Annotated in this window: 21 protein-coding genes; 5 read left to right on the top strand and 16 right to left on the bottom strand. The window is 62.5% G+C overall.

The genetic code is table 11. From position 1 onward, the window contains the following. Window positions 1–101: 101 nt before the first annotated feature. Entirely contained in the window at window positions 102–662 is a 561-nt protein-coding gene (gene chrR, locus PM2_RS11525) for a class I chromate reductase ChrR (protein ID WP_016711606.1), read from the top strand. A 53-nt stretch (window positions 663–715) separates the two neighbouring features. Here chrR and PM2_RS11520 read toward each other — a convergent pair whose 3' ends face one another. Then, window positions 716–2,779: a TonB-dependent receptor family protein gene (locus PM2_RS11520; RefSeq protein WP_028699009.1), complete on the bottom strand. Its 2,064-nt coding sequence runs from the start codon at window positions 2,777–2,779 to the stop codon at window positions 716–718. Window positions 2,780–2,999: 220 nt separating this feature from the next. Between PM2_RS11520 and PM2_RS11515 the strand changes: the two genes are divergently transcribed. The 3 genes from PM2_RS11515 to PM2_RS11505 are packed head-to-tail and all read left to right on the top strand — an operon-like array spanning window position 3,000 to window position 3,962. Continuing rightward, a complete protein-coding gene (locus PM2_RS11515; RefSeq protein ID WP_016711604.1) occupies window positions 3,000–3,248 on the top strand; it encodes a helix-turn-helix domain-containing protein in 249 nt (82 codons plus the stop codon). 11 nt (window positions 3,249–3,259) lie between these two features. Beyond that, window positions 3,260–3,607: a head completion/stabilization protein gene (locus PM2_RS11510; protein WP_028699010.1), complete on the top strand. Its 348-nt coding sequence runs from the start codon at window positions 3,260–3,262 to the stop codon at window positions 3,605–3,607. Next, window positions 3,600–3,962 carry a hypothetical protein gene (locus PM2_RS11505; protein WP_019099392.1) on the top strand — a complete coding sequence of 121 codons (363 nt, stop codon included), beginning with the start codon at window positions 3,600–3,602 and terminating at the stop codon, window positions 3,960–3,962. Before PM2_RS11510 ends, PM2_RS11505 begins: the two co-directional genes overlap by 8 nt. Here the strand turns inward: PM2_RS11505 and PM2_RS11500 are convergent. Further along, complete coding sequence (locus PM2_RS11500) at window positions 3,959–4,351, bottom strand: helix-turn-helix domain-containing protein (protein WP_016711601.1); 393 nt, start codon at window positions 4,349–4,351, stop codon at window positions 3,959–3,961. The genes PM2_RS11505 and PM2_RS11500 overlap by 4 nt on opposite strands. Before the next feature lie 179 nt (window positions 4,352–4,530). Between PM2_RS11500 and PM2_RS29975 the strand changes: the two genes are divergently transcribed. Further along, window positions 4,531–4,794: an Ogr/Delta-like zinc finger protein gene (locus PM2_RS29975; RefSeq protein ID WP_028699011.1), complete on the top strand. Its 264-nt coding sequence runs from the start codon at window positions 4,531–4,533 to the stop codon at window positions 4,792–4,794. A 90-nt stretch (window positions 4,795–4,884) separates the two neighbouring features. Here PM2_RS29975 and nuoN read toward each other — a convergent pair whose 3' ends face one another. The 14 genes from nuoN to PM2_RS11430 all read right to left on the bottom strand — a co-directional run bounded on the left by nuoN (window position 4,885) and on the right by PM2_RS11430 (window position 20,503). After that, window positions 4,885–6,354, bottom strand: coding sequence for an NADH-quinone oxidoreductase subunit NuoN (nuoN, locus tag PM2_RS11495; protein ID WP_012273301.1), 1,470 nt, complete (start codon window positions 6,352–6,354; stop codon window positions 4,885–4,887). Between the two features lie 7 nt (window positions 6,355–6,361). After that, on the bottom strand, window positions 6,362–7,894 hold the full coding sequence (gene nuoM / locus PM2_RS11490) for an NADH-quinone oxidoreductase subunit M (protein ID WP_016711600.1): 1,533 nt from the start codon (window positions 7,892–7,894) through the stop codon (window positions 6,362–6,364). Between the two features lie 40 nt (window positions 7,895–7,934). Next, window positions 7,935–9,788, bottom strand: a complete 1,854-nt coding sequence (gene nuoL, locus PM2_RS11485; protein ID WP_016711599.1) for an NADH-quinone oxidoreductase subunit L — start codon at window positions 9,786–9,788, stop codon at window positions 7,935–7,937. Then, a complete protein-coding gene (gene nuoK, locus PM2_RS11480) occupies window positions 9,785–10,093 on the bottom strand; it encodes an NADH-quinone oxidoreductase subunit NuoK (RefSeq protein ID WP_003251446.1) in 309 nt (102 codons plus the stop codon). Before nuoK ends, nuoL begins: the two co-directional genes overlap by 4 nt. A 3-nt stretch (window positions 10,094–10,096) precedes the next feature. Beyond that, the gene (gene nuoJ / locus PM2_RS11475; protein WP_016711598.1) at window positions 10,097–10,597 is read right to left on the bottom strand and encodes an NADH-quinone oxidoreductase subunit J; all 501 of its coding nucleotides are present in this window, start codon (window positions 10,595–10,597) and stop codon (window positions 10,097–10,099) included. Window positions 10,598–10,607: 10 nt separating this feature from the next. Continuing rightward, window positions 10,608–11,156 (bottom strand): NADH-quinone oxidoreductase subunit NuoI, encoded by a 549-nt coding sequence (nuoI, locus tag PM2_RS11470; protein ID WP_016488223.1) that lies wholly within the window; start codon window positions 11,154–11,156, stop codon window positions 10,608–10,610. An 11-nt stretch (window positions 11,157–11,167) separates the two neighbouring features. After that, the gene (gene nuoH, locus PM2_RS11465; RefSeq protein WP_003251440.1) at window positions 11,168–12,175 is read right to left on the bottom strand and encodes an NADH-quinone oxidoreductase subunit NuoH; all 1,008 of its coding nucleotides are present in this window, start codon (window positions 12,173–12,175) and stop codon (window positions 11,168–11,170) included. Further along, window positions 12,172–14,886, bottom strand: coding sequence for an NADH-quinone oxidoreductase subunit NuoG (gene nuoG, locus PM2_RS11460; protein ID WP_016711597.1), 2,715 nt, complete (start codon window positions 14,884–14,886; stop codon window positions 12,172–12,174). The genes nuoH and nuoG overlap by 4 nt, the downstream gene beginning before the upstream one ends. Before the next feature lie 133 nt (window positions 14,887–15,019). After that, a complete protein-coding gene (nuoF, locus tag PM2_RS11455; protein ID WP_016711596.1) occupies window positions 15,020–16,399 on the bottom strand; it encodes an NADH-quinone oxidoreductase subunit NuoF in 1,380 nt (459 codons plus the stop codon). Next, window positions 16,396–16,893 (bottom strand): NADH-quinone oxidoreductase subunit NuoE, encoded by a 498-nt coding sequence (gene nuoE, locus PM2_RS11450; protein ID WP_012273294.1) that lies wholly within the window; start codon window positions 16,891–16,893, stop codon window positions 16,396–16,398. The genes nuoF and nuoE overlap by 4 nt, the downstream gene beginning before the upstream one ends. 2 nt (window positions 16,894–16,895) lie before the next feature. After that, window positions 16,896–18,677: an NADH-quinone oxidoreductase subunit C/D gene (gene nuoC, locus PM2_RS11445; protein WP_028699012.1), complete on the bottom strand. Its 1,782-nt coding sequence runs from the start codon at window positions 18,675–18,677 to the stop codon at window positions 16,896–16,898. Between the two features lie 79 nt (window positions 18,678–18,756). Then, on the bottom strand, window positions 18,757–19,434 hold the full coding sequence (locus PM2_RS11440; protein WP_003251429.1) for a NuoB/complex I 20 kDa subunit family protein: 678 nt from the start codon (window positions 19,432–19,434) through the stop codon (window positions 18,757–18,759). A gap of 10 nt (window positions 19,435–19,444) precedes the next feature. Next, entirely contained in the window at window positions 19,445–19,858 is a 414-nt protein-coding gene (locus PM2_RS11435) for an NADH-quinone oxidoreductase subunit A (protein WP_003251427.1), read from the bottom strand. A gap of 381 nt (window positions 19,859–20,239) precedes the next feature. Further along, a complete protein-coding gene (locus tag PM2_RS11430) occupies window positions 20,240–20,503 on the bottom strand; it encodes a hypothetical protein (protein ID WP_016711594.1) in 264 nt (87 codons plus the stop codon). Window positions 20,504–20,627: the final 124 nt, after the last annotated feature.

Below are 20,627 nucleotides of genomic sequence, written 5' to 3'. Positions count from 1 at the left end.
AGCCTCGGAAGTTTTCTCCATGAGGAAAAAAAACCAAAGTACCGAGGAACGGTCATCTATAACTAGAACTTCCCTTTACCCAGCACAGGATGGAAATTGCCATGAGCCAGGTGTATTCGGTAGCGGTTGTCGTCGGCAGCTTGCGCAAGGAGTCCTACAACCGCAAGGTCGCCCGCGCACTTTCGGAGCTGGCGCCGTCCAGCCTAGCCCTGAAAATTATCGAGATTGGTGATTTGCCGTTGTACAACGAGGACGTCGAGGCCGAAGCGGTGCCCAAGGCGTGGGAGCGTTTTCGAAAAGAGATCCGCGACAGTGATGCCGTGCTGTTTGTCACGCCGGAATACAACCGCTCGGTGCCGGGTTGCCTGAAAAATGCCATCGATGTGGGCTCGCGGCCCTACGGGCAAAGTGCCTGGAGCGGCAAGCCGACGGCGGTGGTGAGTGTGTCGCCGGGGGCCATTGGCGGCTTTGGTGCCAACCATGCTGTGCGCCAGTCACTGGTGTTTCTCGACATGCCTTGCATGCAGATGCCCGAGGCCTATATTGGCGGCGCGGCGAGCCTGTTCGAGGACTCGGGCAAGCTCAACGACAATACCCGGCCGTTCTTGCAGGCGTTTGTCGACAAGTTTGCTTCGTGGGTGAAGTTGAACAGGGCGGTTTGATACCTGCTCATTCGGGGGTGGTTTCATTGGGGCCGCACAGCGGCCCCTACTGTTTAGCGGAAACTGTAGGAAACCCCGGCGTATACACCGAACCCTTCACCCGGCGTAGAGCGGGCATTGTCCTTGCCGGCATCGTTGTAGGTCGGCGTCACCGTGGCGGCATAGCGTTTGTTGGTGAGGTTGCGCAGGTCCAGCCAGGTCTGCCAGTCCTGCTTGGGTGAATCCCAGCCAAGGCGCGCGCCGAGCAAGGCATATTCATCGGCGTGGTAGCTGTTGGCGTAGTCCACCTGCACCTTGGACGCCATCTGGGTATTCACCCCTGCATAGAACCCGCTCGGCCAGTCATAGCGCAATTCGGCCTGGTAGTAGTGCATGGGGATGCCCGGCAGGCGGTTGTCACCGAACGTGTCGTCATCGCGGTAGTGGAAGTCACTGAAGGTGTAGGCCTGGCGCAGGCTGAGCCTGCCGGTGCCGCTGCGTTCCCACAGGGTGCTGTCCAGGCCCGCCTCCACGCCTTGGTGCACGGTGGCGCTGGCATTGAACTCCTTGGCAGGGGCGCCTTGCACGATTTCCACCGCCAACAATTCATGGCGAACCTGTGAGTAGTACCATGCCAAATCCCAATGCCCGAATGCCGATTCGCCGCGTGTGCCCAATTCCAGTGTGGTGGCCGTCTGGTTTTGCATTTCGATCGGTTGGTTGGCTGTGGGTGCACTCCAGATCAGGGCCCAGGGATGCGGCGGTTCTACCGAGCGGCTGAGGTTGCCGTACACCTGCAGGTCTGGACGGATGTCGTAGCGCAACCCCAGGCGTGGCGCGTAGTCCCAGTCATGCATGCTCACCTTGCCGCCTTCGGCAGGGTAGGTCACGTCACTCTCGCGGCGGGTGTAGATCAGTGCCAGGCCGGTGGTCAGCCACAGGTTGGGGATCAGTTCCAGGTCGTTGCCGGCATGCACCACGGTGTCCGAGCCCTGATAGGTGAAGTCGCGGGTACGTGGACCGAACACATCACCACTGCGCGCGAACTGTGACGCGCCACTGTTGGGCAGGTGCTTGGTAGTACGCCAGCCGACAGTGGTCTTGCTCTCGTGGCCGAACAGAGTGTCGCGGCGTGAGTAGTTCAGCGTACCGCTCACATCGGTGTAGGCCACCTTCAGGCGCATCGGGCCTTCACGCAGGTCCATCGGGTAGTCGTGGTAGACCAGCCCGGCTTCCAGGCGCGCATCGTCGTCGAGGTAGAAGGTGGTCTTGTTGCCGACCCAGGTGCTGCCCGGTTGCGGACGGCTGTCGTCGCGGGCCAGGTAGGCTGGGTTGGCCGCGCGTGGGTGGTGCTTGACCTGATCCTTGGTCAGGCGCCCGGCCAGTTCGTTTTCGGTTTCCCGGTAGCGCAGGTAAAAGCGGGTTTCCAGGTTGGGGTTGAAACGGTAGCCGACGTTGGCGGCAATGCCTTTGGCGCTGCCGCTGCTGTGTGCCTGGTAGCCGTCATACTCGGAATCGGTCAGGGCCACGTAGTAGTCGAGGTTGCCCAGCACCTGGCCGGAGCTGATATGCCGGTGCTGATAGCCACGGCTGCCGACCTCATAGCGCACTTGCAACGGCGCGGCGTCGTAGCCGGTGTGGGTGATGTAGTTGATGGCGCCGCCGAGCGCCAAGGCGCCTTGGTCGAAGCCATTGGCGCCGCGCAGCACTTCGGCGCGGCTGAGCCACAGCGGTTCGAACAACTCATAGGGCGTGCCGCCCGGGCCCGTCAGTGGCAGGCCGTCGAACATCGTGTAAACCCCCGAACCGTGGGCCCCAGGTGCGCGGTTGATGCCCGAACCGCGGATCGACAGCTTGATGCCGTCGTTGCCCGCAGATTGGGCGAACACCCCAGGCTGGTAGGCGAGCACGTCCTGGTTGCTGGCCACCCGGCCTTGCCGCACGCGCTGCATGTCCACCAGGTTGCTGGCGCCGGGTACTTCGCGCAGGCGTTCGCTGGCTGCCGTCAGTTCGTTCTGCTCCTCATCGGTGATCAGCACCTGGCCCAGCTCGACCGAGGATGCCCCCAAGGCGGGCTGGGCGGCAGTCAAGGCAGCCAGCAGGCCGAGGCAGGACGAGAGGGGTAAATCGGAACGCATTGTACGACTCCAGGCGAAAGGCGAATGGACAACGGCGTTGAGACGAGCGAAATGCTGCCTGGAGCACGAAGAAAGTCAGCAAATCTTGCGCAGCCTTCGTCAGACGGTTTTGTACGAAAGTTCTTTACAAGCCGCAGCAGTGGAGCGGCGCGGCATGCGCTTCGTAAGGTGACTGCAGATCGGCAGCGATGCCCCCCTTAATCACCTGTGGAGTACAAGCATGACTGACAACGCACGACACCCGCAGCAACCCCCGGTGGACGCCCCGGTTCGCCTGACGCCACGTGAACGGCAAGTGCTGTTGTGGTGTGCCTATGGCAAGAGCTCGTGGGAGATCGGCCGTATCCTTGAGTGCAAGGAATCGACGGTGAACTTTCATGTGTCCAACATCCTGCGCAAATTCGACGTGCCTACCCGGGTGGCTGCGGTAATCAAGGCCATTCGCTACGGCATGCTGGCCGAGCAGTGAGGGGGTAGGGCATGAGCAACGAACCTGGATTGCCACGCTATGCCGATAGCCATGACCCGTTCTGGCCCCGCGTACACCTGGGCAGGCTACGCGAACGCCTGAACATGCAGCAGCCCGTCAGTGAGGCCGCGCTGGAAGTGGCTGCACGTTGCGCCGCCATTGATGCGGCACGGGAGTTCGCGCGTTGGCGCGCAGTGCTGCGAGAGCGCGGTTACAAGCGCCTTGAAGATGTGACCGGGCACGACCAGGGGCGCGCTTTGCGGGTGTGCTACATCCGTTTTGTCGAAGCTGCGGTCCTGTACAGCCTTGGCTCGGGCGCGTACCTGCCGAAGTCCCGTCGGAGTGCTGCCCATGCCTGAAGAGTCCTTTCTCGACCGCTTTGCCTCGGCGCTGATCGAACTGTTGGGCGTTGATGGCAGTGTGTTGTTCGCTGCTTTGCTAGGGGCTTTGTTGGTGAGTGCTGCGCGTGACCGGTTGATCACCAATGCAACCAGACGCCTGACGCTGGGCAAGAAATTGCTGCTGGTGTTCGTGACCGTGGGGGTGGGGCACCTGTTCGAGCCGCTGGTTTCATCGCTGGCACCCTTGCTGACCCGAGGCATGGCGGCATTCGTGGCCGCCGTGGTGGTCATTCCCATCAGCCTCAAGGTCATGGTCTGGCTGGATACGCTCGACCCACGTGAGCTCATACAGCGCTGGCGCCGCCGGGGTTAGCTGCCGGTGGTCTGAGGTAGCTGGCTGCGCAGTTCGCTCAATTGTTGTTCCAGCTGCTGGATACGTTGCTTGTCCTTGATGAGCAACAGGATGGTGTTGCGATCGTCCGCTGAGAGTGCGCGCAGGCGTTCGAGCACGTCGCCCTCCCAGCCGGCTTCACATTCGTGCACGGGGCGCTGTGCCGTTTCACCCAGCAGTAGCCAGTCCAGGGAGCATGCATGCTGCCTGGCAATGTCCACGCAAAGTGCGTACGGGATGCTGTCGCGCACCTTCCAGCTACTGAGTGTTTGCGGGCTGATGGAAAGTGCACGGGACAGGTCGGCGTCGGACTGGGAGCAGGTAAGAAGCTTGAGGCGCGTGAGCACCTCTGCAAGTACGTTAGTACTCATAACAAATATCCATGACTGGTTTAATGATATTCCATGGGCTTAAACTACTCGTTATGAATACAGCCCTGCGTTTCAAGGAGCATTTCTGCAATGAGAACCATCAAATTGAAGAATACACCCATAGTTGCAGCCAATACTTACACACAGGCCTGCCCGGTCAATGCTAGCAGGTACTTGCCGTGAGTACTTACAAGCTGGTTTGTCCGCATTGCCACAGCCGTATGCGCATACGCACTAGCGAAGGGCGCCATATTTTCCTGCGGATCGCTTATTTGCAATGCACCACCGAGGCGTGTGGCTGGTCAGTGCGGGCCGAATTCGAAATGACCCACGAACTCTCCCCGAGCGGTATGCCCAACCCGGAAGTCTACCTGCCTTCAGCCAATGGTGATTTGCGCAAGGCCGCCCTGCCGGGTACAGGGCAGGGAAGCCCGCTTGGGTGAGGCGCCGTCAGGTACAGGCAATAAAACATGCAGATAAAAAAACACCCCGCCTAGGCGGGGTGTTTTGTTTTGCCGAAACTGCCGGGGCAATCAGCCGATCAGTTGCAAGCCGGCTTGCTGAACCAGTTCCAGCAGTGGCTGCGGGTACACACCCAGCACGAAGGCGAGAATGGCAATGGCCAGCAGCATGACGCCACCGGTGCGCTGCTCCCACTTCAGCGGGGCGTCGTGGCGACGCAGGTTCGGCTCGACCAGGTACAGGGTGACCATGACGCGCAGGTAGTAGTACACGCCGATGGCGCTACCGATCACCAGCGCACCGACCAACCACCACAGGTGCGACTCGACGCCGGTGGCAATGATATAGAACTTGCCGATGAAACCAGCGGTCAGCGGGATACCCGCCAGCGACAGCATCATCACGGTCAGTACTGCGGTCAGGTACGGGCGACGCCAGAACAGGCCGCGGTACTCGTACAGCGCATCGGCGTCACGGCCGCCGTATGGCGAGGACATCAGGGTGATGACACCGAAGGCGCCCAAGCTGGTGATCACGTAGGTGACCAGGTACACACCCATGGCTTCCAGGGCCAGGCCCTTGCTGGCGACGAGGGCAATCACCAGGTAACCGAAGTGGGCGATGGACGAGTAACCCAGCAGGCGCTTGAGGTTGCTCTGGGTCAGCGCCAGCAGGTTACCGATCAGGATCGAAGCAACGGCGATGACTGCCAGTACGGTGCTCAGCACGCCGCTGCTGGCAGCAGGGGAGAGCATGAACAGGCGCACCACCACGGCGAATACCGCCACCTTGCTGGCGGTGGCCAGGAACGCGGCGACCGGCGCCGGGGCGCCTTCGTACACGTCCGGGGTCCACAGGTGGAACGGCACCAGCGACAGCTTGAAGGCCAGGCCAACCAGCATCATGCCCAGGCCCAGTTGGGCCACCAGGCTTGGCATGCTGGTGGTTGCCAGTGCCTTGCCGATCTGGTCGAAGCTCAGGCTACCGGCATCGGCGTACAGCAGGGCCATGCCGAACAGCAGGAAGGCGGAACCGGCAGCCGACAGCACCATGTACTTGATGCCGGCTTCCAGTGACCGCTTGTTGAAGAAGGCATACGCCACCAGGCCGTAGACCGGTACCGACAGCAGCTCCAGGCCGATGAACAGGCCGGCCAAGTGGTTGGCGCTGACCAGCACCAGGCCACCCAGGGCCGACATCAGCAGCAGCAGGTACAGTTCTTCACGGTTGCCCGGGAAGCCCTTGGACCCTTCGCCAAGGTAGGCGTGGGCCAGGGTGACGCAAGCCAGCGTCGCCACCAGGATGATCGCCATGTACAGGCAGGCGAACTTGTCGATGGTGATCAGCGGGGTGACCGCCAGTGGCGCAACCTTCAGCGCCGGCAGGATCGACAGCAGGGCCAGGTTAAGGCCCACGGTGGACAGCAGGAAGGTCTGCGAGTGGTTGCGCTTCCAGGCGATCGCCAGCATCACCACCACCGTGGTGATGGTGGTGATCAGCATCGGCGCCAATGCGATGAAGTGTTGAGTGGTGAATTCCATAGCGCTCTTACCGGGCCGAAGCGAGTTGAGTGAAAGCGGAACCGAGCCACTGCTGCACACCACTCATGGTGGCTGCAGAGGTGTCGAGGAACGGCTGCGGATACACGCCCAGCAGGATCAGCAACACCGCCAGGCCCAGCACCATGACCAGCTCGCGACCGTCCATGCCGGCCAGCACGGTATCGCTCTTGGCCGGGCCGAAGTAGGCGCGGTGGATCATGATCAGCGAGTACACCGAACCGAAGACCAGGCCGGTGGTGGCGATGACGGTGATCCACGGTACATGCACGAAGCTGCCGATCAGGATCAGGAACTCGCCGACGAAGTTGCCGGTACCTGGCAGGCCCAGCGATGCCGCCGCGAAGAACAGGCTGATGGCCGGCAGGTAGGCAATACGATGCCACAGGCCGCCCATCTGGCGCATGTCACGGGTGTGCAGGCGCTCGTACAGTTGGCCGGACAGGATGAACAGTGCGGCGGCCGACAGGCCGTGGGCCAGCATCTGGATCACCGCGCCTTGCAGGGCCTGCTGGCTGCCGGAGTAGATGCCGATCAGCACGAAGCCCATGTGCGAGACGCTGGAGAAGGCGATCAGGCGCTTGATGTCGGTTTGTGCAAAGGCCAGGAAGGCACCGTAGAAGATACCGATCAGGCCCAGGGTCATGGCGATGGGCGCGAACTCTGCCGAGGCGTTCGGGAACAGCGGCAGTGCAAAGCGCAGCAGGCCGTAGGCCGCAGTCTTCAGCAAGATACCGGCCAGGTCCACGGAGCCTGCGGTCGGTGCCTGGGCGTGAGCGTCAGGCAGCCAGGAGTGGAACGGCACCACTGGCAGCTTCACCGCGAAGGCGATGAAGAAGCCCAGCATCAGCACGTACTCGACACCGGCTGGCAACTCGGCCTTGAGCAGGTCGCTGTAGTTGAAGGTGAGCACGCCGGTGGTGTTGTAGTTGACCAGCACCAGGCCCAGGATCGCCACCAGCATGATCAGGCCGCTGGCCTGGGTGAAGATGAAGAACTTGGTCGCCGCGTAGATCCGGGTTTTCTTGCCGTCTGCCGAGCTATGACCCCAGAGCGCGATGAGGAAGTACATCGGCACCAGCATCATTTCCCAGAAGAAGAAGAACAGGAACAGGTCCAGGGCCAGGAACACACCGACCACGCCGCCGAGAATCCACATCAGGTTGAGGTGGAAGAAGCCGACGTGACGCTGGATCTCTTTCCAGGAGCACAGTACCGACAGCACACCGAGCAGGCCGGTGAGCAGGATCATCAGCAGCGACAGGCCGTCGAGGGCCAGGTGGATGCTGATGCCGAAGCGCTGGATCCACTGGACTTTGTATTCCAGGGCCCAGGCAGGCTCGGCGCCCGGAGCGGGGGCGAGGGTGTAGTCGCCGGTGCCCCACAGCCACAGGCCGATGCCGAGCAGCAGGGACATGGTCAGCAGCGCGATCCAGCGCGGCAGGGTGGCGCCGAAGCGCTCACCCAGCCAGCACAGGAAGCCGCCGATGAAGGGGATCAGGATCAGCCAAGGCAAAATCATGACGGGTTGGTTTCCTTTGGCAAAGTCGCAAGATTCATAGTCATACCGCAGCCACTACCACAGCGCCGAGCACCAGCACGGCACCCACGGCGATAGAGGCGGTGTACCAGCGCAGTTGGCCCGTCTCGGTCTTGCTCATGGCGACGTGGCCGCCACGTGCCATCCGAGGAATCAGGCCGATGCTGCGGTCAACCGGGTCCTTGCGCAGGATGTGGCTGATCAGCAGGTACGGTTTGACGAAGAGCTTGTCGTAGATCCAGTCGAAGCCCCAGGCGGCGAACCACCAGGCCGACAGGACGCGGCCGATACCGCTGTTGGCAACTGCGCTGACGAAGGTGCGCTTGCCCAGGAACAGCAGGGCGGACAGCAGGATACCGGCGATGGCGATGGCACCGGAGGTGATCTCCAACGCGTGCTTGGCTTCGCCACCGGCATGGCCGGCGCTTTCAGGCAGCACGCCTGCCAGCGGCGGGTGAATCCAGGCACCGACGGCGGTCGACAGCACGATCAGCACACCCAGCGGCAGCCAGTGGCTGATGCCGTGGCCGGCGTGGGCTTCGGTCTTGGCTTCGCCGTGGAAGGCGATGAAGATCAGGCGGAAGGTGTACAGCGAGGTCATGAACGCACCCACCAGGCCGGCGTACAGCAGGCCGGTGTTACCGCTGGCGAAGGCTTCCCAGAGGATCTCGTCCTTGGAGTAGAAGCCCACGGTCACGATTGGCAGTGCCGCCAGGGCAGCGCCACCGACCACGAAGCTGGCGTAAGCCAGTGGCAGCTTCTTCCACAGGCCGCCCATCTTGAAGATGTTTTGCTCGTGGTGGCAGGCAACGATCACCGCGCCGGAGGCAAGGAACAGCAGGGCCTTGAAGAAGGCGTGGGTCATCAGGTGGAAGATCGCCGCGTCCCAGGCACCGACGCCCAGGGCCAGGAACATGTAGCCGATCTGGCTCATGGTCGAGTAGGCGAGGATACGCTTGATGTCGGTCTGTACCAGCGCGGCGAAGCCGGCCAGCACCAGGGTCACACCGCCGACAACGCCTACCAGGTGCAGGATGTCCGGCGCCAGCAGGAACAGGCCGTTGGTACGGGCAATCAGGTAGACGCCTGCGGTCACCATGGTCGCGGCGTGGATCAGTGCCGAAACCGGGGTCGGGCCTGCCATTGCGTCGGCGAGCCAGGTCTGCAGTGGCAGCTGGGCCGATTTACCGACCGCACCACCTAGCAGCATCAGGGTTGCCAATACCATCCAGGTGTCGCCCGCCTGGAACTTCTGCGGTGCCAGCACCAGCAGTTCCTGCACGTTCAGGGTACCCAGCTGGGCGAACAGGATGAACAGGCCGATGGCCATGAACACGTCGCCGATACGGGTGACGATGAAGGCCTTGAGTGCCGCGTTACCGTTGTTGCGGTTGCTGTAGTAGAAACCGATCAACAGGTACGAGCACAGGCCCACGCCTTCCCAGCCGAAGTAGATGAACAGCAGGTTATCGCCCAGGATCAGGAACAGCATGCTGGCGATGAACAGGTTGGTGTACGAGAAGAAGCGCGAGTAGCCGGCTTCGCCACGCATGTACCAAGAGGCGAACAGGTGGATCAGGAAGCCCACGCCAGTGACCACGCCCAGCATGGTGACCGACAGGCCGTCCAGGTACAGGGTGAAGTTCGGCGCAAAGCCGTCCACCGACATCCACTGCCACAGCAGCTGGCTGTACGCGCCGCCTTCAGGCGGGGCGACGTTGAATTGCCAGATGACATAGGCGGCGGTGGCGGCCGAAAGGCCCACCGAGCCGACGCCGATCAGGGCGGACAGGTTCTCCGAGAACCGACCGCGCGAGAACGACAGCAGCAGGAAGCCGACGAGGGGGAAGACGAAAGTCAGGAAGAGAAGGTTCATCCGCGCATCTCACTGGCAGCATCGATGTCGAGAGTGTGGAAGCGGCGATACAGTTGCAGCAGGATGGCCAGGCCAATGCTGGCCTCGGCGGCTGCCAGGCTGATCACCAGAATGAACATCACCTGGCCGTCGGGCTGGACCCAACGGGCACCGGCGACGACGAACGCCAGGGCAGAGGCGTTCATCATGACTTCCAGGCTCATGAGCACGAAGAGGATGTTGCGGCGGACCATCAGGCCAACCAGACCTAAGCAGAACAGGATGCCGGCGACTGCCAGACCGTGCTCGAGAGGGATAGCACCCATGATTTACTCCTTCGCCTCGTTGCGGCCCAGGTGGAAGGCGGTGACGGCTGCAGCCAGCAGCAGCATCGAAGCCAGTTCGACCACCAGCAGGTAAGGGCCGAACAGGCTGATACCCACTGCTTTCGGGCCCACGGTGGTACCGCTGATGCCAGCGCCGCTCGGGGTGACGAACAGCACGTACAGCAGCTCTGCCAGCAGCAGGGCGCCGAGGATCACTGGCCCGACCCAGATGCCGGGCTTGAGCCAGCCCCGTTCCTGGGCGACCGAGGCCGGCCCCAGGTTGAGCATCATCACCACGAACACGAACAGCACCATGATGGCGCCGGCGTAGGCGATCACTTCCAGGGCGCCGGCGAACGGCGCACCCAGGGAGAAGAAGATCATGGCCACGGAAATCAGCGAAATGATCAGGTAAAGCAAGGCGTGTACGGGGTTGGTACCGGTCACCACCCGAAGGGTGGAGACCACGGCGATCCCGGATGCGAAGTAGAAAGCGAATTCCATCTTTCTGTCCTTATGGGAGCAAGCTCTTCACGTTGATCGGCTCGGCTTCGTTCTGCGCAGCGCCTTTCGGCTTGCCAGCGATGGCCATACCCGCAACACGGTAGAAGTTGTAGTCAGGGTTTTTGCCGGGGCCGGAGATCAGCAGATCTTCTTTCTCGTACACCAGGTCCTGACGCTTGAACTCGGCCATTTCGAAATCCGGCGTCAGCTGGATCGCGGTGGTCGGGCACGCTTCTTCACACAGGCCGCAGAAAATGCAACGCGAGAAGTTGATGCGGAAGAATTCCGGGTACCAACGGCCGTCCTCGGTCTCGGCTTTCTGCAGCGAGATGCAGCCAACCGGGCAGGCCACCGCGCAGAGGTTGCACGCTACGCAGCGCTCCTCGCCATCGGGGTCGCGGGTGAGGACGATGCGGCCGCGGTAGCGCGGCGGCAGGTACACGGGTTCTTCGGGGTATTGCAGGGTGTCGCGCTTGCGGAACCCGTGGGAGAACACCATGGCCAGGCTGCGCAGCTGTGTGCCGGTGCCCTTAACGATGTCGCCGATATACTTGAACATGGGTCAAATCCTCACTGGGCCGCGACGGCTGGCGTGTTGTAGAGCACGATCGCAGCGGTCACCAGCAAATTGATCAGGGTCAGCGGCAGGCAGAACTTCCAGCTGAAGTCCATCACCTGGTCATAGCGTGGGCGCGGGATCGAGGCGCGCAGCAGGATGAACAGCATGATGAAGAACGCGGTCTTCAGCGCGAACCACAGGAACGACAGTTGCGGCAGGATGCCGAACGGGCCGTGCCAGCCGCCGAAGAACAGGGTTACCAGCAGCGCCGAGATGAGGATGATGCCGATGTACTCACCGACGAAGAACATGCCCCATTTCATGCCGGCATACTCGATGTGGTAGCCGTCGGCCAGTTCCTGTTCTGCTTCTGGCTGGTCGAACGGGTGACGGTGGGTCACGGCGACGCCAGCGATGAAGAAGGTGCAGAAGCCGAAGAACTGCGGAATGATGAACCACAGGTTCTGGGCCTGGTATTCAACGATGTCGCGCATGTTGAACGAGCCCACCTGCACCACCACGCCCATGAGCGCCAGGCCCAGGAACACTTCGTACGACACGGTCTGTGCCGAAGCACGCAAGCTGCCCAGCAGGGCGTACTTGTTGTTCGACGACCAGCCGGCGAACAGCACCGCGTAGACCGACAGGCCGGCCATGGCGAAGAAGAACAGCAGGCCGATGTTCAGGTCGGCAACGCCCCAGGTCGGGGTGATCGGGATGACCACGAAGGCAATGAGCAGGGCGCTCATGGCCACGACCGGTGCCAGGGTGAAGATGACGCGGTCGACGAAAGGTGGGTTCCAGTCTTCCTTGAAGAACATCTTCAGCATGTCGGCTGCGATCTGGAACATACCGAACGGGCCTACGCGGTTCGGGCCGTAACGGTCCTGCCACCAGCCCAGCAGGCGGCGCTCGACGAAGCTGAGCAGCGCGCCGCAGACCACTACCGCCAGCAGGACCACGATGGCCCGCAGCACGGTGAGGATCACGTCGATTACTTCGGGGGTGAACCAGCTCATTGTGCTGCCTCCTGCAGACCTTCGACGGATGCACCGAAGATGGCAGGCGGAATGCCGGCCAGGCCTTTCGGCAACGCGACCAGGCCTGCGCCCAGCTCTTCATTGATGCGCAGCGGCAGGCGCAGGGCCACACCGGCCACGTTCAGGCTCAGCAGGGCACCGTCGTTGACGCCCAGGCGGTCGGCTTCGGACTTGGCCAGGGCCACGTAGGCTGCCGGGATGCGCTCTTGCACCGGGGCGGCGCGCGAGGAGCTTTCTTCGCTGCCGAACAGGTGGAAGAACGGCACAGCGGTCCAGGTGCCACGGGCCGGGTTGAAGGCCCCCGGAATGGCGGTGAACCAGTTCAGGCGGTCGCCTTGCGACTCGATCAGGCGCACGCCCGGGTCACCGGCACGCAGGTGGCCACCGACTTCATCCTGAAACTTGTTCCAGGCTTGCGGCGAGTTCCAGCCCGGCGACCAGGCGAACGGCACCTGTTGGCGCGGTTCGGCGGAGCCCGAGTAGCCTTCCATGGAGAAGGCGAACGCGGTGTCCTTGTCTTGCGGGGTGCGCGGTTCGTGCACGCTGATGTTGGCGCGCATGGCGGTGCGGCCAGAGTAGCGCAGCGGCTCACGGGCCAGCTTCATGCCCTTGATGCGGAACGCGGCGCTTGGGGCGGCGTTGACGATGCCGGCCAGTTGCGGGGCGGCTTCGGCGCAGGCACTGGTGACGTGGTCCAGCTGAGTCCAGTCGACCGGCTTGTTCAGCAGGGTGGCACGCAGGGCGTGCATCCAGCGCCAGCCTTCGTGGATCTGGATGCTGCTGTCCAGGTATTGCGGGTCGAACACCTGGAAGAAGCGCTGGGCACGGCCTTCCTGGCTGACCAGGGTGCCGTCGCCTTCGGCGAACGAGGCAGCCGGCAGCACCAGGTGGGCGCGGTCGACCGTCGGGGTTTTCGAGTGGTCGGCAACGATCACCACCTTGGCCGCAGCCAGGGCTGCGTCGACCTTGGCGGCCGGTACGCGGGCGTACAGGTCGTTTTCCAGCACGACAATGGCGTCGGCCTTGCCGCTGATGACGGCGTCCAGCGCAGCATCGACGGACTCGCCACCGAGCATGGCCAGGCCGATGCTGTTGGCTTCAGGCACCACCAGGCTCAGCGAGCCGTTCTTCTCGCGCAGCTTCAGGGCCTTGGCGATGTTGGCGGCAGCTTCGATCAGCGCCGGGTCGGCCAGGGACGTACCGGCGACCACCAGTGGGCGCTTGGCAGCGACCAGGGCGTCGGCGATGCGCTGGGCCAGGGCCTTGGCTTCGTCGTCCAGGCCAGCAACGGCAGGTGCGCTCGGGTCGATGGCGTGGGCCACGGCGAAGCCGATGCGGGCCAGGTCGGCCGGGGCGGCGTGTACGCACTCTTCGGCAACGTCGTCCAGCTTGGTTTCAGCCAGGGAGGCGATGAACAGTGGGTACAGCGCGTGCTGGCCAATGTTCTTCACGGCGGCGTCGAGCCACGGCTGCACTTTCATGGCTTCGGCCATGGCCTCGGCCTTGCCTTTGGTGGCCTGGCGCACGGACAGGGCAACGCGGGCAGCGGTCTGGGTCAGGTCTTCACCGAGCACGAACACCGCGTCGTGGTCTTCGATGTCGCGCAGGGTCGGCACTGGCAGCGGGCTGTTGTTCAGCACGTTCAGGGCCAGGCGCACGCGGGCCAGCTCGCCGGCTTCCATACCCGAGTAGAAGTAGTCGGCGCCGACCAGCTCACGCAGGCCGTAGTTGCTTTCCAGGCTGGCGCGTGGCGAGCCGATGCCGACGATGGTGCGGCCGCGCAGCAGGTCGGCGGCTTTGTCCAGGGCAGCGTCAAGGCCCAGCTTGGTGCCGTCGGCCAGTTGCGGCTGGCGTGGGCGGTCCTTGCGGTTGACGTAGCCGTAACCGAAGCGGCCACGGTCGCACAGGAAGTACTGGTTGACCGAACCGTTGAAGCGGTTTTCGATGCGGCGCAGTTCGCCGTAACGCTCACCCGGGCTGATGTTGCAGCCGCTGGAGCAGCCGTGGCAGATGCTCGGGGCGAACTGCATGTCCCACTTGCGGTTGTAGCGCTCGGAGTGGGTCTTGTCGGTGAACACGCCGGTCGGGCAGACCTCGGTCAGGTTGCCGGAGAACTCGCTTTCCAGCACGCCGTCTTCGACGCGGCCGAAGTACACGTTGTCGTGGGCGCCGTAAACGCCCAGGTCGGTACCACCGGCGTAGTCCTTGTAGTAGCGCACGCAGCGGTAGCAGGCGATGCAGCGGTTCATCTCATGGGCGATGAACGGGCCGAGGTCCTGGTTCTGGTGGGTACGCTTGGTGAAACGGTAGCGGCGCTCGTTGTGGCCGGTCATTACCGTCATGTCCTGCAGGTGGCAGTGACCGCCTTCCTCGCACACCGGGCAGTCGTGCGGGTGGTTGGTCATCAGCCATTCGACGACGCTGGCGCGAAACGCCTTGGACTCTTCATCGTCGATGGAGATCCAGGTGCCGTCGGAGGCAGGGGTCATGCAGGACATGACGATACGACCGCGGGTGTCGTTCTCGTCGGTGTACTGCTTGACCGCGCACTGCCGGCAGGCGCCAACGCTACCAAGCGCCGGGTGCCAGCAGAAATAAGGGATGTCGAGGCCGAGCGACAGACAGGCCTGTAACAGGTTGTCTGCACCGTTGACTTCGAGCGCTTTGCCGTCTACGTGGATAGTGGCCATTGTTCAAAGTTCTTCGTTGGCCCGCGTGAGCGGGCGTGGCTAATGGAAATCGGTGAGCTTGCGGCACGCCACGATTTCTCGGGCCTGCCGGCAAGCTGGCGAGTGGCACGGACCACCCGCCTCAATCATCTTGTTATGCGCCGACCACGATCGGCCCGGCCTGGATTGGCTTGGCCAGGTTGGGGCGCAGGGCATCGCCAGCCGCAGCTGGAGCGACACCGGCCTCGAACTCGGACCGGAAGTATTTGATGGCACTGCCCAGCGGCTCGACGGCACCGGGTGCGTGAGCACAGAAGGTGCGGCCAGGGCCGAGGAAGTTGACAAGGCCCAGCAGCGTCTCGATGTCCTCGGCGCGGCCCTGGCCTTTCTCCAGTGCGCGCAGCATCTTCACGCTCCACGGCAGGCCGTCACGGCAGGGGGTGCACCAGCCGCACGACTCGCGGGCGAAGAACTCTTCCATGTTGCGCAGCAGCGACACCATGTTGATGCTGTCGTCCACCGCCATGGCCAGACCGGTACCCATACGGGTGCCGACCTTGGCAATGCCACCGGCGTACATCTGCGCGTCGAGGTGCTCGGGCAGCAGGAAGCCGGTACCGGCGCCGCCTGGCTGCCAGCACTTGAGCTTGAAGCCGTCGCGCATGCCACCGGCGTAGTCTTCGAACAGCTCGCGGGCGGTGACGCCGAACGGCAGTTCCCACAGGCCAGGGTTTTTCACCTTGCCGGAGAAGCCCATCAGCTTGGTGCCGTGGTCTTCGCTGCCTTCACGGGCCAGCGACTTGTACCAGTCGTTACCGTTGGCGACGATGGCCGGCACGTTGCACAGGGTTTCGACGTTGTTCACGCACGTCGGTTTGCCCCACACGCCCACGGCGGCAGGGAAGGGCGGCTTGGAGCGCGGGTTGGCGCGGCGGCCTTCCAGCGAGTTGATCAGGGCGGTTTCTTCGCCGCAGATGTAGCGGCCGGCACCGGTGTGCACGAACAGCTCGAAATCGAAACCGCTGCCCAGGATGTTCTTGCCCAGCAGGCCTGCGGCCTTGGCTTCATCGATGGCGCGGTTGAGGTTTTTTGCTGCGGTGGTGTATTCGCCACGCAGGAAGATGTAGCCGCGGTAGGCCTTCAGGGCGCGTGCGCTGATCAGCATGCCCTCGACCAGCAGATGGGGCTGTTGCTCCATCAGCATGCGGTCCTTCCAGGTGTTCGGCTCCATTTCGTCCGCGTTGCACAGCAGGTAGCGGATGTTCATGGACTCGTCTTTGGGCATCAGGCCCCACTTCACACCAGTGGGGAAGCCTGCACCACCACGGCCTTTGAGGCCGGAGTCCTTGACGCTTTGCACGATGTCGTCGGCCGACATTTGCGCCAGCGCCTTGCGCGCTGCGGCATAGCCGTTCTTGGACTCGTACTCGGCCAGCCATACCGGTTCGCCGTCGTCACGCAGGCGCCAGGTCAGCGGGTGGGTTTCGGCGGTACGCGCAATGCGGTTGGCCGGGCCGAAGGAAGTAATGGTCATACGTAACCCTCCAGCAGTTTGGTAACGCCAGCCGGCTGTACGTCGCCAAAGGTGTCGTCGTCGATCATCAGCGCCGGGGCCTTGTCGCAGTTGCCCAGGCAGCATACGGGCAGCAGGGTGAAGCGGCCGTCGGCGGTGGTCTGGCCAAGGCCAATGCCCAGCTCGCTCTGGATCTGGCTGACCACGGACTCATGGCCGCCGATGTAGCAGACCATGCTGTCGCACACGCGGATGATGTGGCGGCCGACCGGCTGACGGAAGATCTGGCTGTAGAAGGTGGCGACACCCTCGACGTCGCTGGCCGGGATGCCCAGCACTTCGCCGATGGCGTGAATGGCGCCGTCCGGCACCCAGCCACGTTCCTTCTGGACGATCTTCAGGGCTTCGATGGACGCCGCGCGCGGGTCCTCGTAGTGATGCATTTCGTGCTCGATGGCCGAGCGCTCGGTTTCGCTCAGGGCGAAACGGTCTGTCTGGATAAGCGTGCTGTTCATGCTTAGCGGTCCACGTCAGCCATAACGAAGTCGATACTGCCCAGGTACGCAATGAGGTCGGCGACCATGCTGCCTTTGATCACCGAAGGGATCTGCTGCAGGTGCGGGTAGCTCGGGGTACGGATCCGGGTGCGGTAGCTCATGGTGCCGCCATCGCTCGTCAGGTAGTAACTGTTGATGCCCTTGGTCGCCTCGATCATCTGGAACGACTCGTTGGCCGGCATGACCGGGCCCCACGAGACTTGCAGGAAGTGCGTGATGAGGGTTTCGATGTGCTGCAGGGTGCGCTCTTTCGGCGGCGGCGTGGTCAGCGGGTGATCCGCCTTGTACGGGCCTTCCGGCATGTTGCGCAGGCACTGGTCGATGATGCGGATACTCTGGCGCATCTCCTCGACACGGACCATGCAGCGATCGTAGGCATCGCCGTTGTGGGCCAGCGGTACTTCGAACTCGAAGTTCTCGTAGCCGGAGTAAGGGCGGGCTTTACGCAGGTCGAAGTCGCAACCGGTGGCACGCAGGCCGGCACCGGTGGTACCCCAGGCCAGGGCTTCCTTGGTGTTGTACGCGGCAACGCCGATGGTACGGCCCTTGAGGATGCTGTTCTGCAGGGCAGCCTTGATGTATTCGTCGAGGCGCTTGGGCAGCCATTCGACGAAGTCCTTGACCAGCTTGTCCCAACCGCGTGGCAGGTCGTGGGCGACGCCGCCGATGCGGTACCAGGCCGGGTGCAGGCGGAAGCCGGTGATCGCTTCGATCACGGTGTAGGCGCGCTGGCGGTCGGTGAAGGTGAAGAACACCGGGGTCATGGCGCCGACGTCCTGGATGTAGGTGCCCAGGAACAGCAGGTGGCTGGTGATGCGGAAGAACTCTGCGAGCATGATGCGAATCACGTCGACTTTCTGCGGCACCTTGATACCGGCCAGCTTCTCGACCGCGAGCACGTACGGCAGGTTGTTCATCACCCCGCCGAGGTAGTCGATACGGTCGGTGTAGGGGATGAAGCTGTGCCAGGACTGGCGCTCGGCCATTTTTTCGGCACCACGGTGGTGGTAGCCGATGTCCGGTACGCAGTCGACGATCTCTTCACCGTCCAGCTGCAGGACAATACGGAACGCACCGTGCGCCGAAGGGTGGTTGGGGCCGAGGTTGAGGAACATGTAGTCCTCGTTGGCGCCCTGACGCTTCATGCCCCAGGCTTCCGGGTTGAAGCGCGCCGATTCCTCTTCAAGCTGTTGCTTGGCGAGGGTCAGGCTGTAGGGGTCGAACTCGGTGGCACGGGCCGGGTAGTCCTTGCGCAGCGGGTGGCCTTCCCAAGTGGGCGGCATCATGATGCGGCTGAGATGCGGGTGGCCGGCAAAGTCGATGCCGAACATGTCCCAGACTTCGCGCTCGTACCAGTTGGCGTTCGGCCAGATACCGGTCACGGTCGGCAGGTTCAGGTCGCCTTCGCTCAGCGACACCTTGATCATCACGTCGCTGTTACGCTCGACCGACAGCAGGTGGTAGAACACGCTGAAGTCGGCAGCTGGCAGGCCACGGCGCTGAGTGCGCAGACGTTCGTCGACGCCGTGCAGGTCGTACAGCATGCTGTACGGCTTGGCCACGCCACGCAGGAAGCTGAGCACCTCTTTGAGCTGGGCGCGCTTGACCCACAGCACGGGCATGCCGGTGCGGGTTTCCTGGGCGACGAATGCTTCGGCGCCAAAACGGTTGTTCAGTTCGACGACCACATCCTGGTCGTCAGCCTTGTAGGGCGGAATGAAAATAGCGTTGTCCGCTGTCATGGTCTCGGTCGCTTTGGGTCAACGTTAAGAATGAAGCCAGGCCGCCGGCTCCTTCGGGAGCGGGCGGCAGGTCGCTGGATCAGACTTCGTCGGGGCTGCGCAGGTTGGTTACTGCAATGCGCTGCTCACGACGCAGGTCTTTCTGGGCTGGCATCTCGGCACGGTAAATACCTTGATCACCAACAACCCAGGAAAGCGGGCGTCGTTCTTGGCCGATCGACTCCTGCAACAGCATCAAGCCTTGCAGGAAAGCCTCAGGGCGTGGCGGGCAGCCAGGCACATAGACGTCCACGGGGAGGAACTTGTCGACCCCCTGAACGACCGAGTAAATGTCGTACATGCCACCGGAGTTGGCGCACGACCCCATGGAGATGACCCACTTGGGCTCGAGCATCTGCTCGTACAGGCGCTGGATGATCGGCGCCATTTTGACGAAACAGGTACCGGCGATGACCATGAAGTCGGCCTGACGCGGCGATGCCCGGATGACTTCGGCGCCGAAGCGGGCGATGTCGTGGGGTGCCGTGAAGGCCGTGGTCATTTCCACGTAGCAGCAGGACAGGCCGAAGTTGTACGGCCAGAGGGAGTTCTTGCGACCCCAGTTGACCGCGCCACGTAGCACATCTTCAAGCTTGCCCATGAAGATGTTCTTGTGGACCTGGTCCTCTAGCAGCTGGTCGGTGACGGTTTCCCGTTCACCTACCGGGTACTGCTCGTTAGGCGCATCCGGATCGATTCTGGTGAGATTGTATTGCATTGCCAAAGCCTCATTGTTTCAGCTTCGCTTGCCGCTTGCGGCGACCTTCGGGAGCCCAATCAAGAGCACCGACGCGCCATAGGTAGACAAGACCTGCCAACAGAATTGCTATGAAAACGAGAGCTTCGACGAACCCGGTCCAGCCGCTTTCGCGGACGGACACAGACCATGCAAAGAGAAAGAGGGCTTCGATATCGAAGATCACGAACAGCATCGCGACCAGATAGAATTTGGCGGACAGGCGCAGGCGGGCGCTGCCGACGGGCAGCATGCCGGATTCGAAGGGTTCGTTCTTGGCGCGGCCCCAGGCCTTGCTACCGAGCAGGCTGGACAGGCCGAGCATGAAGGCACACAGGCCGACGACACCCAGGAGGAAGATGGCAAAGCCCCAGTTGTGGGCGATGAGTCCTGCCGAATCGGACATGCTAGAGATCCTTATACAGAGACCCAGCTCTGCAGTCTGAAATAAGTAAAGCGGCGACGTGGTGTCGCAGGTGCAGTGACCAAATGTCGCAGCTGAATCAATCGCGCTGATTTTATGGGTAAACCCGGTGCAAGTAAAATTTCTGTCGCAAATTTATTCGTAGGATTAAGAACAAAACACGCGCGTAACTGGCTGAAAGCCTTGAGATTCGGGCATTGCGTGCTGTTTTGTTAATTATGTTTCTTGCGAGTGGTAACGAATTATAATTTTCTAAATGATAATTAATATCATTTGACCTGATGCCTTCTAATTTGGCTGTTCTGCGCCTTGCAAAGTTCATCTGGCGATTCTCCCTACTTGCAAATGCGAAAGGCTCTTGTTCTAGCAGCTTCCGGCGCTTCGTGCACCGCTCTGGGTCAATACTTTATCGATTGAGCGATGACCGACTGATGAAGCGATCGCCCACTGACCGAGCCAGTAGGTCAGGATGATCAGGTAGGGCGCGGCGCTGTGCAGCCAAACGATCAGGGTCGGCCCAGGGATGGGCTTGGTCGGCAGGGCAAGCAGGGACTTGTCGCTGGACAGTGCATATATATAGAGGGCGGCGGCCAGGGCGAGAATGATCAGGTGGCTTGGACGAGGCATGGGCGGTCCTTGCTGCTGTGCTGCCTGAAGCATAGACCTGATCCTGGGTTTTGCTGGTGATGCATTTGGATTGTGTGAGGGCTGCCATGGGCTTGGCGAAAGGAATGGGGCGCCAGTGAGATCG

This window comes from Pseudomonas monteilii NBRC 103158 = DSM 14164 (assembly GCF_000730605.1).
Classification (GTDB): domain Bacteria; phylum Pseudomonadota; class Gammaproteobacteria; order Pseudomonadales; family Pseudomonadaceae; genus Aquipseudomonas; species Aquipseudomonas monteilii.
Note: the sequence above shows the minus strand (reverse complement) of the source record. Positions and strands in the feature narration are given on the sequence as shown.